The organism is Bacillus sp. GS3m_15504, assembly GCF_055825275.1.
Window position 1 is genome coordinate 378,596 of sequence record NZ_JBVVNL010000002.1, and the last position, 14,937, is coordinate 393,532.

At 32.1% G+C, this 14,937-nt stretch carries 12 protein-coding genes and 4 pseudogenes; 10 read left to right on the forward strand and 6 right to left on the reverse strand.

The features are described 5' to 3' along the window. Window positions 1-152: 152 nt before the first annotated feature. Window positions 153-695, forward strand: a complete 543-nt coding sequence (locus AC0L0O_RS21205; protein WP_016097421.1) for a recombinase family protein — start codon at window positions 153-155, stop codon at window positions 693-695. A gap of 175 nt (window positions 696-870) precedes the next feature. Here the strand turns inward: AC0L0O_RS21205 and AC0L0O_RS21210 are convergent, their stop codons facing one another. After that, entirely contained in the window at window positions 871-1,494 is a 624-nt protein-coding gene (locus AC0L0O_RS21210) for a YkoP family protein (protein ID WP_473786073.1), read from the reverse strand. A gap of 213 nt (window positions 1,495-1,707) precedes the next feature. Between AC0L0O_RS21210 and AC0L0O_RS21215 the strand changes: the two genes are divergently transcribed. The 4 genes from AC0L0O_RS21215 (at window position 1,708) to AC0L0O_RS21230 (ending at window position 4,027) form a co-directional block, all read left to right on the forward strand. Then, a complete protein-coding gene (locus AC0L0O_RS21215) occupies window positions 1,708-2,016 on the forward strand; it encodes a hypothetical protein (protein WP_473786074.1) in 309 nt (102 codons plus the stop codon). Window positions 2,017-2,300: 284 nt separating this feature from the next. After that, a complete protein-coding gene (locus tag AC0L0O_RS21220; protein ID WP_473786075.1) occupies window positions 2,301-2,495 on the forward strand; it encodes a DUF1657 domain-containing protein in 195 nt (64 codons plus the stop codon). Window positions 2,496-3,409: 914 nt separating this feature from the next. Then, window positions 3,410-3,691, forward strand: a complete 282-nt coding sequence (locus AC0L0O_RS21225; RefSeq protein WP_000301883.1) for a hypothetical protein — start codon at window positions 3,410-3,412, stop codon at window positions 3,689-3,691. A 21-nt stretch (window positions 3,692-3,712) separates the two neighbouring features. After that, window positions 3,713-4,027 carry a hypothetical protein gene (locus AC0L0O_RS21230; RefSeq protein WP_473786076.1) on the forward strand — a complete coding sequence of 105 codons (315 nt, stop codon included), beginning with the start codon at window positions 3,713-3,715 and terminating at the stop codon, window positions 4,025-4,027. Window positions 4,028-4,229: 202 nt separating this feature from the next. Here AC0L0O_RS21230 and tnpB read toward each other — a convergent pair whose 3' ends face one another. Continuing rightward, window positions 4,230-5,351, reverse strand: a complete 1,122-nt coding sequence (gene tnpB / locus AC0L0O_RS21235) for an IS200/IS605 family element RNA-guided endonuclease TnpB (protein ID WP_473786077.1) — start codon at window positions 5,349-5,351, stop codon at window positions 4,230-4,232. A 920-nt stretch (window positions 5,352-6,271) separates the two neighbouring features. Here tnpB and AC0L0O_RS21240 point away from each other — a divergent pair. The 4 genes and pseudogenes from AC0L0O_RS21240 to AC0L0O_RS21255 all read left to right on the forward strand — a co-directional run. Next, window positions 6,272-6,850, forward strand: a pseudogene (locus tag AC0L0O_RS21240) (IS6 family transposase); the annotation flags it as partial. 87 nt (window positions 6,851-6,937) lie between these two features. Continuing rightward, window positions 6,938-7,279 (forward strand): annotated as a pseudogene (locus tag AC0L0O_RS21245) (transposase); the annotation flags it as partial. Between the two features lie 347 nt (window positions 7,280-7,626). Continuing rightward, on the forward strand, window positions 7,627-8,109 hold the full coding sequence (locus AC0L0O_RS21250; protein WP_473786078.1) for a thioredoxin family protein: 483 nt from the start codon (window positions 7,627-7,629) through the stop codon (window positions 8,107-8,109). Window positions 8,110-8,148: 39 nt separating this feature from the next. Next, window positions 8,149-9,294: a DUF418 domain-containing protein gene (locus AC0L0O_RS21255; RefSeq protein ID WP_473786079.1), complete on the forward strand. Its 1,146-nt coding sequence runs from the start codon at window positions 8,149-8,151 to the stop codon at window positions 9,292-9,294. Window positions 9,295-9,747: 453 nt separating this feature from the next. On the opposite strand, the gene AC0L0O_RS21260 is transcribed toward AC0L0O_RS21255, so the two are convergent. Next, window positions 9,748-10,431 carry a lysostaphin resistance A-like protein gene (locus tag AC0L0O_RS21260; RefSeq protein ID WP_473786080.1) on the reverse strand — a complete coding sequence of 228 codons (684 nt, stop codon included), beginning with the start codon at window positions 10,429-10,431 and terminating at the stop codon, window positions 9,748-9,750. Between the two features lie 2,091 nt (window positions 10,432-12,522). Here AC0L0O_RS21260 and AC0L0O_RS21265 point away from each other — a divergent pair. Then, window positions 12,523-13,307 (forward strand): annotated as a pseudogene (locus tag AC0L0O_RS21265) (sulfotransferase family 2 domain-containing protein). A 215-nt stretch (window positions 13,308-13,522) separates the two neighbouring features. Here AC0L0O_RS21265 and AC0L0O_RS21270 read toward each other — a convergent pair. The 3 genes and pseudogenes from AC0L0O_RS21270 to AC0L0O_RS21280 all read right to left on the reverse strand — a co-directional run bounded on the left by AC0L0O_RS21270 (window position 13,523) and on the right by AC0L0O_RS21280 (window position 14,925). Then, complete coding sequence (locus tag AC0L0O_RS21270; protein ID WP_473786081.1) at window positions 13,523-13,822, reverse strand: DUF2325 domain-containing protein; 300 nt, start codon at window positions 13,820-13,822, stop codon at window positions 13,523-13,525. After that, window positions 13,815-14,192: pseudogene (locus tag AC0L0O_RS21275) on the reverse strand (hypothetical protein); the annotation flags it as partial. The pseudogene AC0L0O_RS21275 and the gene AC0L0O_RS21270, both read right to left, overlap by 8 nt. A gap of 157 nt (window positions 14,193-14,349) precedes the next feature. Beyond that, window positions 14,350-14,925, reverse strand: a complete 576-nt coding sequence (locus AC0L0O_RS21280; protein ID WP_473786082.1) for a hypothetical protein — start codon at window positions 14,923-14,925, stop codon at window positions 14,350-14,352. Between the last annotated feature and the right edge of the window lie 12 nt (window positions 14,926-14,937).

A 14,937-nucleotide genomic window follows, 5' to 3' on the forward strand; every position in this document is an offset into this window, starting at 1 on the left:
TGTGGCTTTTAAGTCTCATAAAAGCCGCGTTCACGATTTAATAAAAACAGTCTAACACTTATCGTCCCAAAAAGGAACCTTTTTGATACTGATTTTTCGACGCCAAGTTATGGTATGATAAAAGAAACATCTTAACTGTTAGGAGAGCATGTATGTTAATCGGATATATGAGACCATATCAAGATGATCTGAAATGCGAGGGACAACTAAAAAACTTAGAAAAAGTAAAGTGCACAAAAATCATTTCAGAGGAACATTCTTCAGCAAAAAAAAGAACACATCTTAAAAGTATGATAAGTAACCTGAACCCAGGTGATAAAATAGTCGTTACAAAACTTTTTACATTGGCTGATTCAACACGCCATCTGGTGGAGTTAATAGAAAAAATTGATATGAAAGGTGCTTACTTTCAATCTCTTACTGAGGGAATCGACACAAGCAATCAAGCTGGATATCAATTCAGCTTGATTTTAAATCATCTTGTTAATTTTCAAAGTGACGTGATAAGTGAAAAAACAAAAAAAGGCTTATACGAAGCAAAACAGAAAGGAATCACTCCAGGACGACCAAGAAAACCTGATGAAAATGTAAAGCGTGCGATTGTTATGTATCAAAGTGGAGATTATAGTCTTGCTCAAATAAAAGATGAAACAGGAATTAGCAAATCCACGCTATACAGATATCTAGAAAATTAAACATTAATTATATTTGGCATTGAACCTAATTAAACCTACAAAAATTGTGTAGGAATGTAGATACTCACTATAAAAAACAAACGATTCTTCCTCGACAGCTTGTTGAAAGAATCGTTTGTTTTTTATATAGATCTTGTTAAAAATTTCATTATATACCTATAAAGACAGCAAAAGGTCATGTAATGGAAGTTAACTCCAGTCTATGACCTATTTTTACACGTATCTCGGCTGAACCCCAATTATATATTTGTAATAAATTTTCCTTAGACATAAATAAATATTCTGGTGTGGAAGATATATTGTTCTTTATCATTTTGAAAATTGAATCATTATTTGATAATAAACATATTGGTAAAAATGCCAACCATTTAAACCATTTATAATAAGGATTAGAAATAGCAACAAATTCAAAACCTAATCGGTCTGCTCCTCTGTTTAACATTGAAATCCCAATTATCCCTTTAATCTCATTTGTTCTGGAATGATTTTGAATATATAATCCAAGACTAGGCAAGGATTTTTTAACATGTTGATAAATAAATCGCCCTTTTGTAATGTCATTTTTAATGGACTTCATTTCATTGATTAAACGAACATTATGTAAATGAATTTTAACCAAGATATCATTCTTATTGATCTGTGTACCATCAGAAAGAATAACATGTTTCCCCTTGTAACGAGTGAGTCTTACACGTAAAATATTGTCCTTGTGAATTTCGTTATGAATATAAGTTAAGCGAGTGAATTTATAATATATTGGATCAAGAAAATTCCAAACCAATAATACATAACTTTTCATTTTGTTTTCATTTCCTTTTTTGAATTTTTGATAACACTATTTTGCATATTTTGATAAATAATATTTAGGAAATCTTAGGGTTTTCAGTAAAAAAACTCAAAAATCATTAGTATAAGTTGGCATCATAAATTCCTATAAAATATTGCAACATAAATCATGTGAAATTGAACTTAGTGTTTTTTTTCCTAATTATTTTTACAGGGGGGCAAAAAAATGAATATCCTTAACTTCTTGATGACATTATTCAATTCTGGAAGAAGAACTCAGCAAGTGTTTAAATTATTTAGAAATAGACGAAATAATAATAGAGGATGGATTTGGGTTTCTTTACTAGGCTTAGGAACCATTTTTGGTGTAGTAGCAACGCGTAATTCAAATATGATGAGACCTATCCAACGTATGTTCCAAGGTGTTCAAAATACAACAAGAACCTTTATTCCATCCAAAGTAAATTTGGCAAATATGGAGTTTGCCAATGAAATTACGCCTAACAACCAAAAGAAACAAGGGAATCATAACTAATAACTATCGCGAATAATAAAAAACTCGTCTTTTAGTCACGAGTTTTTTATTATTCTTAATGACTCTATAGCTGAATCGAATCAGTTTTTCCATTTTTATTGTGCAACTTCACTTTGTTTTTAAGAACCATCTAACATGCCTTATTCTGTACGATTCGTTTAGTATTTTTTAAATCTTAGTCAATATATTCAAACTATAAGTATACCAAAATTTAGAAATCATACTGTTGATAGAAAATAACTATTATAAATAGTGAATTCATGATTATAAGGAGGAATTTAATTATGACAGTAATTACTAAGCTCAAACAAACTATTTCTGGATTAAAAAGTGCTCAAGCAAGTTTAGAAGGATTTGTTCTTGATACTGATAATCAGCAAGCAAAACAACTGTATCAAAATGCAGCTCAGCAAGCACAGACAATTATTGATTCTTTAGAACCACGTGTTCAGGAGGTTCAACAAGAAGAGCCTCAATAAAATCCAGTAATCTTCAAAGCTTTGGCAAAGGCTGGATTATGGCTAGATTTATATATCTAGAAAGTATTTATACTTTTTTAGGCTAATTGAAACGAGATGATTTAATTGCATCCTTTTTCTTTAGGTAACAAATAATAAATTTTTCGTATCTTATATAACAGTAAGCAAACCCCAATTTCTTTTTGTTAGCTATTATTAACATCCAAAATGCCGACTTGTTCCACATTTAAATGAGTCAGATACCTTATTATATAGATGTTTTTTACTTATAGAGCTTGTTTTTCACAAAGCACTTTTATAAATTGCTTTGTTCTATTTGTAGAATAGGCATTTTTATGTCTTTTTACATATTTTTAAAGTTGAAGGTCAAACTAAAAAGAAAAAATTTATATATTTTGTAAATATCTGCACATACTGTCCTTACGCCGCCCGGGCTGCGGTTGTATTCTATTCAAACTGGCAATCCTCTATCCCACTTGATTTAGAACATATTACATTGACAGATGATTATGTATGGAACTTAAATCAAAAAACAAATTTTGATAATTTAAGACTATTACGAGGCAAAAATCTATAAAAAAGCAGTAAAATAGCCAGTTCCCTGTACGTTAAGGAACCGGTTATTTTTTGTCTAAATTGTGTCTAAACGTACAATTCTCTTTTTTTGATATGGTGACCCCATGCCCATCAAGCTAAGATTTTTAATTCCCACCATAACGAAAATTTTATGCATCTTTGACTGCTGATAATAGGACGTTATGTTAACTTCACATGAATACGATATTTATTAAATTATTAGTTCTTGACATGTAATTTTTATCATATTTTAGTAATGTGTATTTTTAAAAAATTTAAATCATCTAAATTTTATAACTTAAAATTAATTAGAATTTAACAAAGGAAGGTGCATAAAAATGGCTGTTGTTAATCTTACACAAAGACCTTATACAACAAGGTGGCCACCGGGAACTGAGCAAGAATTTTGGATTGGGCCTGCAGATATATTCCGACACTCAACCATTACTGTAACTCCTCACGCATATGAGCCTACATATGAAAAAAATTTAATAAGTGTTCTGGAAGTTAAGATAGAAGAAAGACCCCCTGGAGAGGTAATAGTTTACGTTAGAATGCGTAATTCAGGAACAAGTACCATAAGGAGTTTTTACCTTTATGTAAGTACAGTTGGAGCATAACAAGACTGAGGAGGAAATCAAATGCGTTTAGTTGTAATTCACGATTCTGAAGGAACGATTATTTCGCTAACAGCCATACCTCCAAATGGTCTGTCGACTGGTAAAGTATTAAAACCAGGAGAATATATGACTGAATTAGAAACAATGGAAATAATGCCGAATCTCGATGAAGAAGAGATCATGAAGCATTTGTTAAATATTACAGACAACTACAAACTCGATATTTCATCAAATACCCCACGACTCATTAAATTAAATGAAAATGAATTACAAAAAATCAATCAACGCTTAAAAAAGTCATATTTAAAACGTGATAAAATAAGTTCAAGTAAGTAATGATTTGCTGTAAAAATAAAAGACCTGTGAGGTCTTTTTACACTGTCTACCTAAAGGGGATAATATCAGGGGTGTGGGTCCTTTTTAATGGAACAATAGAACTTTATGGGATTGCCAATATGCTACCTTGAACTACCCCCACTTTCACTTCGTTTAGAAGTGAGGGATTCCTAAGTAAAGAGTTCTATCGAACTCTAATTGATTAGGCTAACCCCGCAGTCCCTGCGGTTAGAAGCCTTATGGCTTCATTCTTTATATTGATACTTGCGTTAATATCCCTATCATGGTGTGTACGACAAGAAGGACAGTCCCATTTACGTAGGTTTAGATTTTTAACGTCTTTGTTTTGATATCCACAACAAGAACATAATTGGCTAGAAGGAAATGTTTTTGATACGACAATGACTTGTTTGCCATACCATTTTGCTTTATATTCCAACATAGTTCGAAATTGTGACCATGATACCTCACTAATTGCTTTTGCTAACTTATGATTCTTTAACATATTCGATACTTGCAAATCCTCTATACCGATAACATCGTGGTTTTTGATGATTTCAGTTGAGATTTTGTCTAAGTAATCTTTTCTAGCATTTGATATGTATTCATGAATTCTAGCTACTTTTACTCGTTGTTTATTCCAACGAGAAGATCCTTTCATTCTTCTAGAAAGAACACGCTGTGCTTTCGCCAACTTATCTTCTAATGATCGGAAAAACTTCGGATTTTCATAGGGGGTTCCATCTGACAAAATGACGAAATCTTTGAGTCCTACATCTATCCCAATGTAAGAATGTGTTTTCGGAAGTTCTTGTACTCCTGTTTCAACTAATAGTGACACAAAATATCTACCAGAAGGGTTTCGTCTAACTGTAGCATTTACAATACGTCCCGTTATTTCACGACTTTTGGCAAATCGAACAAGACCTAGTTTTGGCAATTTTATTTTGTTTCCTACAACGGCAATGTTTTCATTTGTTTGTTTTGTGGTATAAGATTGTACGTTATTTTTCTTGGATTTGAAACGCGGGACACTATTTTGTTTTTTGAAAAATCGTGTATACGCATCCGCAAGGTTGCGAACAGACGACTGAATCGCAATACTATCCACTTCTTTGAGCCAAACAAACTCTTTCTTCATGGCAGGAAGTTTGGCAGAGCATGTACCATATGTTAAACCTTTTCCAGTTTCTTTATATGCGTGATCCCATAGGGATAGAAAATGATTGAATACAAAGCGAGAACAACCTATTGTTTTATTAATTAGAATTGCTTGTGCTTGATTTGGATAGATACGAAACTTAAAGGATTTATTAATTATCATTTGATTCACCTCCATTTCGGTATATGACTATTATACACCAAACGTACATTCGATAGATAGTGAAGTAACACTTTATGTATGTCGAACAAGTAAGATGGCTTCCTGCCATCCCTTGTTCGAAGCCAATTCATCTCCCACCTAATCACTTCACGTTCCTTGAGGAAGGAGTCTTCTTGGCTAAAATGATAAAAGGTAATGAACTTCCATATAATAGGTGTTGAGAAAACTTTATATAAAAACTTCATTTTACACAACAAAGCAGTTAGTTTTATTAACTAACTGCTTGTTATACAAAAGAAAATTAGGCCCTACAAGTAAATGATATGTAACTTTGAGTTACAGCTATAGTATAATAAGTAGAATTGAAAATATTATGTGGGAGTGAAAATGAACTTAATAAAAATTTCATTTTATTATAAATAAAAGAGTGCCGTTACATACACTCCTTGACCAAGACTTATTGGGAAACGATGACTTGTGAGTTTCGTTCGAACAGTGCTTTTTCTCGGAGTGAATTGTGTAAAAAACTTCCTAAAACTGAATTAAAAAGTGGAATACTCAAGTTGTGAGACATGAGTAATATTCCTCAAATATAAGACATGATTTTATGTATAGTATGAATCATCGTGTATAAAGGTATTCTTTTTACATTCATTTAATTAACTTAATTAGCTCCTCTCTAAAGAGCACTGTTCAAAGGTGCTCTTTTTATTCATCCGAATAATCCTCACAATTCTTTATTATACTACCTGTAAGCAGCTTTTTTAACAGTGATTGCAGCTTGGGACCTTTCGGCAGTTAGCTTTTGCTAACTGCTCTTTTGTTTCGTTCCTCCTCCTATTTCTTAAAGAAATCGGTTCTGTTGCAAAGTTTTCTACATGAAGATACACTCTAGAAAACAGAATCTAGGAGAATTAGACATGAGATATTTTAAAGGAAAACAATTCAAGAAAGATATTATTTTAGTAGTTGTCGGCTACTACTGCCGTTTTTCTTTAAGTTATCGCGATGTATCTGAAATCCTGAAAGAACGTGGTATTTCAGTTCACCCAACAACTTTCATGCGATGGGTTCATGAATATAGCAATCTCATCTATCAAATTTGGAAATTGAAAAATAAATCTGCACGCTTATCTTGGCATTTGGATGAGACTTATATCAAAGTTAAAGGAGAATGGCGTTATCTCTATCGTGCAATTGATAAAGATGGGCACACATTGGATATTCAACTTCGTAAAAAACGGGATCATCAAGCGACATATGCCTTCATGAAAAGATTAGTAAAACATTTTGAAGAACCAACGATTCTCACTACAGACAAAGCGCTGGCGTTACTTTGCGCATTTAACAAATTAAGAAAACAAGGATTTTACCAAACTACAATCCATTGTACAATCAAACATTTAAACAATCTTATTGAACAGGATTATAGGCATATAAAGAGACGTTTTGCCAATTCCACAGGATTTCAAAATCTTCATCATGCTTCACGTACAATGAACTTCAACAATTACTAGCTACTTCCTAAACATCGGTCCTTATTTACCAACTTTTTTATGCTTTTTTCAAACTTTGCAACAGAACCTTTAGAGGTATCAACAGAAGTACTTATCAGTCCTGAAGGACTGAATCAACGATTTAATGCCACAGCCGTGCAATTTCTACAACAAGTGTTAGCCGAACTTCTCAACCAAAAGTTATCTTCAACTAAGCTTCTCTATTCTCCATACACTTCTATTTTCAAGCGTATTCGTATCCTAGATTCAACGTCATTTCAACTTCCAGATCCTTTTTCATTCGTTTATCCAGGTGCAGGGGGATGCAGCCATACAGCGGGAGTAAAGATTCAGCTTGAGTATGATTTATTAAGTGGACAGTTCCTTCATATTCATACGGGTCCAGGGAAACAAAATGTAATTAAGACATACTTCATAAATATACCAACTTTTTTAGAGGTTGTTTTTTGCATAATTTTACGCAAAATGACGGAGTATTTTTTTTCCTAACAATGGGATACAACACAGAGAATCCCTCTATTGTGGTGTTTATAAATTTTTCAAATAAATTCTGGTACATGAAATTATAAAAACTAAGTTATCCCTTTACTTTTCTTTTAAAATTCTTATAGTATTCTATATAGATTTCGTGGTATTATGTAGATAGAAAATTTGTTTCCATTGTTTATACTCTATTGTACGTAGCGTGAAGGACAAACCTTACGCCCTGTTAACTCGGGCGAGGTTTGTCCTTTTTTTACTTTAAGGAGGAATTTACTATGAAAAAAATCTACAAAATCGGAGCAGTTATAACAACTTTATGTGTTATTGGTATCACGATCTTTACTTTAACTAAAAATGAATCAGTCAAAACAGAAATAGTAACACCTGAAAAAACAATTGTATCTGCTGCAGATGTAAAAGGATTACCTGAAAATATAAAAGATATTTCAAAAGAAGAATTAAAGCAAAAAATAAAATCCTATGAAGAGTTCATTGCGTATTACTATCAACCAACCTGTCATTATTGTAAAAAGGCTGCACCAGATATAAATAGTATGTCAAAAAAGCATGATAGAACCATCTATCGTATTGATATCTCTACCCCAGAAAATCAAAGTGCCTTTCAAGAGTTCGACATTCCAGGTACTCCAGTTGTTGTAGCTTATAACAGAGGTGAAGAAGTTGAACGTTTAGAAGGAGCTGTGTCAGCTGCTACCTATGATGGATTCTTTGCAAGACGTAATTCGAGTGCTAGCTAGTATAGTGCTCGTTTTTCTTTGTACGAAAGGAGAATTAATATGCAACAAAACGCCCGTATTCAATCTTTAGACATAATAAGAGGTATCGCCATACTATGTATCCTTTTTGCGAATCTACCTACTATGACGGGACTAGATCCCTTTAATCAGGCAGGTTACTCCGGCACAGATAAAGCGATTCGTTTTTTAGTAGATTTGTTTATACAAGCAAAGTTCTATACTATTTTCGCATTCTTATTTGGCGTAGGTTTTTATATCTTTATGAAAAATACAGAAGCAAAAGGATACCCCATGTATAAGTTGTTTATTCGCAGACTGTGTATTTTATTAGCCTTCGGTTTACTTCACTGCACCTTTCTATGGTATGGAGATATTCTACATGCGTATGCTATAGCAGGATTTATTCTATTGTTCTTTTATAAGCGATCTACTAAGCTTATTTTTATAGCTGGTTGTAGTTTCCTAACGGTTAGTTATGTATTACGTATTATTGTATTTTTACAAGCAAGTTCTTCTATTCTTGAAGTGCCAACTTACTATCAATATATGTTTACAGGCAACACTACCAACCACACGGTAAATCTATTTACACATTATTTAAATCAAGTAAAAGCACGTTTGTTTTTTCTGATGATAGAGGAACCCCAACAACTACTAATTGCAATTCCAGAATATATAGGCTTATTTTTAATAGGTTTATGGGCTGGTAAGAAAGATATTTTAAAAAGGATACCGGGGTTAATAAAGAAGATTAGATTTTTACAGTGGAGTTCGCTATGCATTTCATGTCTTCTCTCTTGTCCCATTATCTACTATTTTATAAAAATGGATGTCTATTACTCTAAGGGTGTACAACTATGGATTCTATTTGGAGGGAAAACGCTAGCTATATTCTATATCTGTACCCTACTTAGAGTGTGTGAGAATAAAAAATATATAGAGTGGCTGCAGCCCTTTATGAACGTAGGTAAGTATGCTTTAACGAATTACATTAGCCAAAGTATACTAACCATTGTCATACTTTCGTTGTACTTTAAAGATGTCTCACACGTATATTACTGGCAACTATGTATCTTTGGGCTTTTAATTATCTTTGTACAAATTATATTCAGCAAAATTTGGAGTAAATATTTCCGCTATGGTCCTATTGAGTGGGTATGGAGAAAAGGAGTTTACAAGAAATAGTGGTCACTATATCATTTTGATCCTATTAAACAACAAATAAAAAAGTGCAAAATCCCTCAACAGATTTCGCACCAAAACAGATAAAAGTTATAATCACTAGAAATATAGGAGAGTGTTTCACCACTATTATAAACCATATCCTCACATTTTTGAGCGGTATTTTTAAAATGTGTAAATATTTATCAATTTATTTTGAACTTTCTTTGTGGTTGAGTTATACTAAACTACAAAGAAACAACTCTCCTTTAGGCCGTCAATTATTATGCTAACAAAACACACACCAAAAAAACCAATTCCCGTGTAATGGAATTGGTTTTTTTGTGCAATTCATTCGATACAGCAACTTGAACCCACATTTTCAAATCTAGTCTTTTTAATCTTACCATAACTTTAAAATTCATAAACATAAAAAAACTAAATCACTAGTAAGTTGCGCGAATCCGCTGCTTTTCATCAAGAAATCTGGAGTATAACAACAATTGAGTTCATACTAGCATGAACAACAAATGATACTAGTAACCTATTGGTACGCACATATACTAAAGCTAGTATAACTCCAATTAAAAAATATCCAAATATAAATGGAAAATCAAAATGCATGATAGAAAAGAACGATGAGCTTATTAGTATGCTCCAAGTTTGCTTAAACTTGGACATTAAAATGTTTATGGCCGCGTAACGAAAAACAAACTCTTCTACTAACGGTGCAAGAAGAACAATTGAAATAAGTGCCACAGGAGATATTGCTGCAGCAGCGACTGTATTAGACGTATTTGCTGATTGATTAGTTAACTGAAATATACTTTTATCTAACATACTACCTACTATCTGCGCAAGAAATACTACTATAATCCCAACTAAAATCCTTACGAATAAACTTCCTGATAATTTAATTGATAACTTTGGATCATTCATCAATTCTTTACTAAATATAAGAAAAATGATTATTAGCATAAGTGAAAATCCAATTAGGTCCCAATGCACAAGAAGTTGTTGGATTGCTTGCTGTTGGTTCCCCTGAATATCATACCAACCTGTCTTCGCAAGCAATTGTACACCTATAATCCCAACAAATTGAATCATTATAAAATATATAAGTATAATATAACCTGATTTATGTAAAATACTATTATTCATGTTTATGTATTTACCCTTCACTTTTTTATTTAATTAACCTTTTCTCTTACGAATCCGCCCTTAATACACTTTACATTTTCTTCTTCAATTTCAAACACTTCTTGTACTTCCTTACTTAATTCCATCTTAATATCCCCCTTTCCCTCAAATATGGTTTGTTTTAGTTTTCTTCTAGTTGTTCTATATCACCATCTTCTTCCATTGTTTCTAGCTCTCCCTGATTCACCCTACATGTCGGACAAAAGTATGTATTACAACATGGGCAGCCAACTAGAAAAGAGTTTCCTTATTTCTATAAAATGAAATTTTTATTTAACTTTCTTGCATAACATTTTCGCTTCGGCTCATACTATGGTTGTAATTCGCAATTACAACAGCAACATTTTCTTTTCTTACCAGGACAGCTAGCTAATCATGCTAGCTGTTTTATTGTATAAAATGAAGTTTTTATAATCATTATTAGTTAAAATTTACATATACTTTAATGAGACTGGGTATTTATTAGCAACTGAGAGTGTCCTAATAAGTCACTCCTTTTTTTTCAGACGCAAAATAGCTTTTTTATTAAGTGCATATTTTTTCAATACTCAACATATAGAAAAAATAAGTAATATCTCTTATCATATAGGTAGCCTCAACTTACACTTCGTTAATAGCCTTTCTGAAAAAGGACCTACCCTCACAACAGGTCCTTTTCAAAAAGGTTTCTTCCATCCAAATAGCTTTTTTATATAAAAATGTTTCACGCTTATCAAAACATCACATATAATACCACGTATCCTTTACCAGCAAGAGGGATAGGCATTTTACTAAGAGCACTTCTGTAAGTGTTCTTTTTTATTTCACGATTACATAACGATTTTATTAAAACTTTTTCACCTTTTAAATGGCCAAGCATATGTTATTGTATAGGGCACTCCAGTCCATACGTTCAAACCTTTTAGTCTAGAAGCACACTTATATGTGTGCTCTTTTTTTATTTACTTTCAAATAACAATTTGATTCAAACTTGCACATAAAATAAAAACATACATAAGATTTAATTGCCGATACTTTTCAATATAAATCTTGGTCAAAGAGCGCTTTCTCGGGCGCTCTTTTTTTCTGTTGAAATAAAGATTTCGTTTACTTTTGCTGGCTACCCTTCCCTTGTATAAATGCACCTTTTTTACATACCATATTAAAATCCAAATAATCCCCTTTTAGAAAGGAATTAATATGAGCAAGACATTAAAATACATTTTAATCTTCTTTTGTGCGGTGTTTTATATTGTAATTATGGGCTGGATTGTCTATTTAAACTTTGTTTAAGAGTATTTTATTTCTCTAAGCAAGAAATCAATCTAAGATCGAACATAAGCATCATAAGGAGTGCTCTACAAGGCACTCTTTAGCTTTAAAATAAGGATTTTATAAATATCGCCATTTCTTAATTTAATAATTCATGTTAAAATCATCCCATATCAATCTTTTTACTTTCACTTTAGAGATGATACTTCGATTGTGGTCCTAGTTTACTAGGGCCTCTTTTTTATTTTTAAAATTTTATTTAAATCCATTAACCGATCTCATGCTTTGACATACAATACTACTACCTTTCTGTATAACGTGAGCTCGTCACTTTCGTTATAATGAGGCATAAGGAGCGCTCTCGATCAGTGCTCTTTTTATTTTTTGTCAAATAAGAATTTTTTTAAAAATTGATTCACTCTTTATTTATGAAATTCATACATTTATACGGACTATAAAAAATAAAAAATATAGTTCTTGGTCGAAGAGCACCTTAGAGCAAATGGTTCTCTTTTTGATTAAAATAACTATTTTGTTATATTCCTTGCACTTTTAAATGAGACAAGCATATGTTGTAGTATAGTGTTTCATCACTTATATACACTTCCTTTTTTCAAGAGTACATATCAAATATGTACTCTTTTTGAATTTATATACAATAACACTTTTTATAACTCGCATTCATGCTTCTTAATCAGCTTTAGGATCTCTTTTGCATACAATCCAAAATCTCTTGTTCATATGCCAGGTTCTTTACCCATATACTAAAAGTAATTTACCTTAATTAAATGGAGGGTTAAAATGTCTATTTCAAATATTATTAATTATGGACGCGTTCCCCACTTCAACCCTAACTTCCCTTTGATTTTATTTTGGAGTCAAAAAAGTGGTTGTACTTCCCTTGCACATTGGTTTTTTTATCAAATTAATTTATTTAAACAAGCTATAAAGTACAATTCTTTCATCCATCATTACGAAAATGAAATATATAAAAACTCCTCAGACTATTTTATTGAACTAGCTGCAGCTTTATATGTAGAAAGAAAAAACACCTATAAACTAGTCAGAAATCCATATACAAGAACTGTAAGTTCATTCTTCTCACTAATGCTCCCCCTTACATAGAAAACCCGGCATGGAAGCCCATTCGACGTTTTTATTATGGTGATGATAATTGTAATAAGCCTATTTCATTTAAAATCTTTCTCTATTACTTAAAAACACAAATGACAGATTTGGAACAAGTAGATCCACACTTAATGCAGCAATATGTACCAGATGAGGAGGAGTTTGTTACAAATTATATCTACCTCGAAAATTTCTCTAACGAAATTGTACATCTGGAACAAATATATCAATTGAAACCTTCTCCTTTACACATACTGACCAAATCATGGCATCACCAGAAGGACAAGGCAATTTTTAAAGGTAATTTTGCAGATGCTGATATTACCGACCCTTTATTCCCACGCCTCCCAACCTACGATAGTTTTTATGATCATGAAACTATCCAATTAGTACAAGATATTTTTAACAAAGATTTCATCACATATAAATATCCATTAAACTCGTTAAAAAAAAAGTGATTTTTTAACCTCAGTTTCATATATTATAGAGAAACTTAAAATCACCTATTTAAGTTGCCTCATAAAACTCTCGTAGTAAGTTGGACACTGTGAAGCAGTGTCTTTTTTAATAAAATTCAAATTTTAGTAAGTTAAGTGATTACTAATTTGATAAAAAATATATAATGATTAAATGATTTAATGTCCAAATATTTATCTCAGACTACCTACCAAAATCAAGCCGCTTGCAGCTGCTTTAATCCCATTTCAAGCGCACCGGTTCCACCAAATCCCGGATTAAATAATAGTGGGACATCATACTTCTTTGCGTACTCTTTTGCTACATCAATAGATACATGACCACATGCACCTTTTTGAATGACAATAACATCGCATTTTTTGATAACGCTTCGAAACGTTTTCTTTACGCCACCGTGATTTTTCCCATCATGGAAAATAACCTGGCAGTTTCTTTTTTTGGCCAACTTCTCTAACGTTCTTCCATTTGATCCACCTAAAACTAGAATTGTACTCATTCTCCTTATCTTTCTTCTTTATATATGTACTTGGTGATGTTAATAACACAAGTGTACAAGCAACAATATTCATTAAAACGAAACAAACTATTAATAAAATAATGAAAAGTGGGGACAACAAGATGAGAATAAAGCCACTTACTACCAAACAGATGAAAATAAAACCATTGCTCATATCTTCATAACCATCTAATCCTCGTACAATATTCAAACTATGCATCCATGCTGTGATGCTATCCCAATTTTCTATTAATAGATAGCCACCACCCAACAAAAAAGCCCATCCAAGCAACGTTCCTAATAATCCGGAATTTCGTCCTATATAATACCCCGAAACAAAATTCGCAACTGTTCCAATTAACATTCTCATTTGTATTCCTCCATATTCATTTTAGCGCTATATACAAATTTCGTTTAACCATGATTATATTATATCTGAAAATTATGAATATTAAATAAGTAATTTTAGGTACTCTTTATTTTTTATAAAAGGGTTGTGTTTTTCTTCCACAACCCTCATTTTCTTCTTAATCCACAGGTACTTCTTCTTGTCCATGTGGAATTTGTGCAATTGGTGTTACAATTTGTGCATATTGGTTTACCTGCACTTTAAATTGTCGTGGTTCTAAGAAGTTTACCTGTTGAATTAAAACTTCAATATGAAAGGTATCTACTTTTTTCCCACGGTCAATTTTGGTAATTCGCGCATTGTAAAACTTATCCCCATTTAGGAAATATCGTTGTACAGCTTCTGTAGCAAGCATACGCTCATTGCTTGTCATCTTCATTGGTTCAATACCAAATCCAGCCTTTGTAAACAAATATGGGACATCATAACTACTGTTAGAAATTTTTCGTAGTAAATCCTCTACAGTTTTGGTCTTTGCTATATATTCCTCTTCTTTTGTATCAAATCCCTTTGGTTTATCTCCAAGCATCTCGATTTCATCTTGATTTACTTGCTCTTCCTCTTGTACTTGAGATTTCATCATGTAACGATGAATAATATTATAGGTAGCAACGCCTACTACTAAAACTATAATTCCCAATATAACTAAGTACTTACGAGGCATATTGGATAAAATGTTGATTATTTTCTTCATCTATTCTCATCC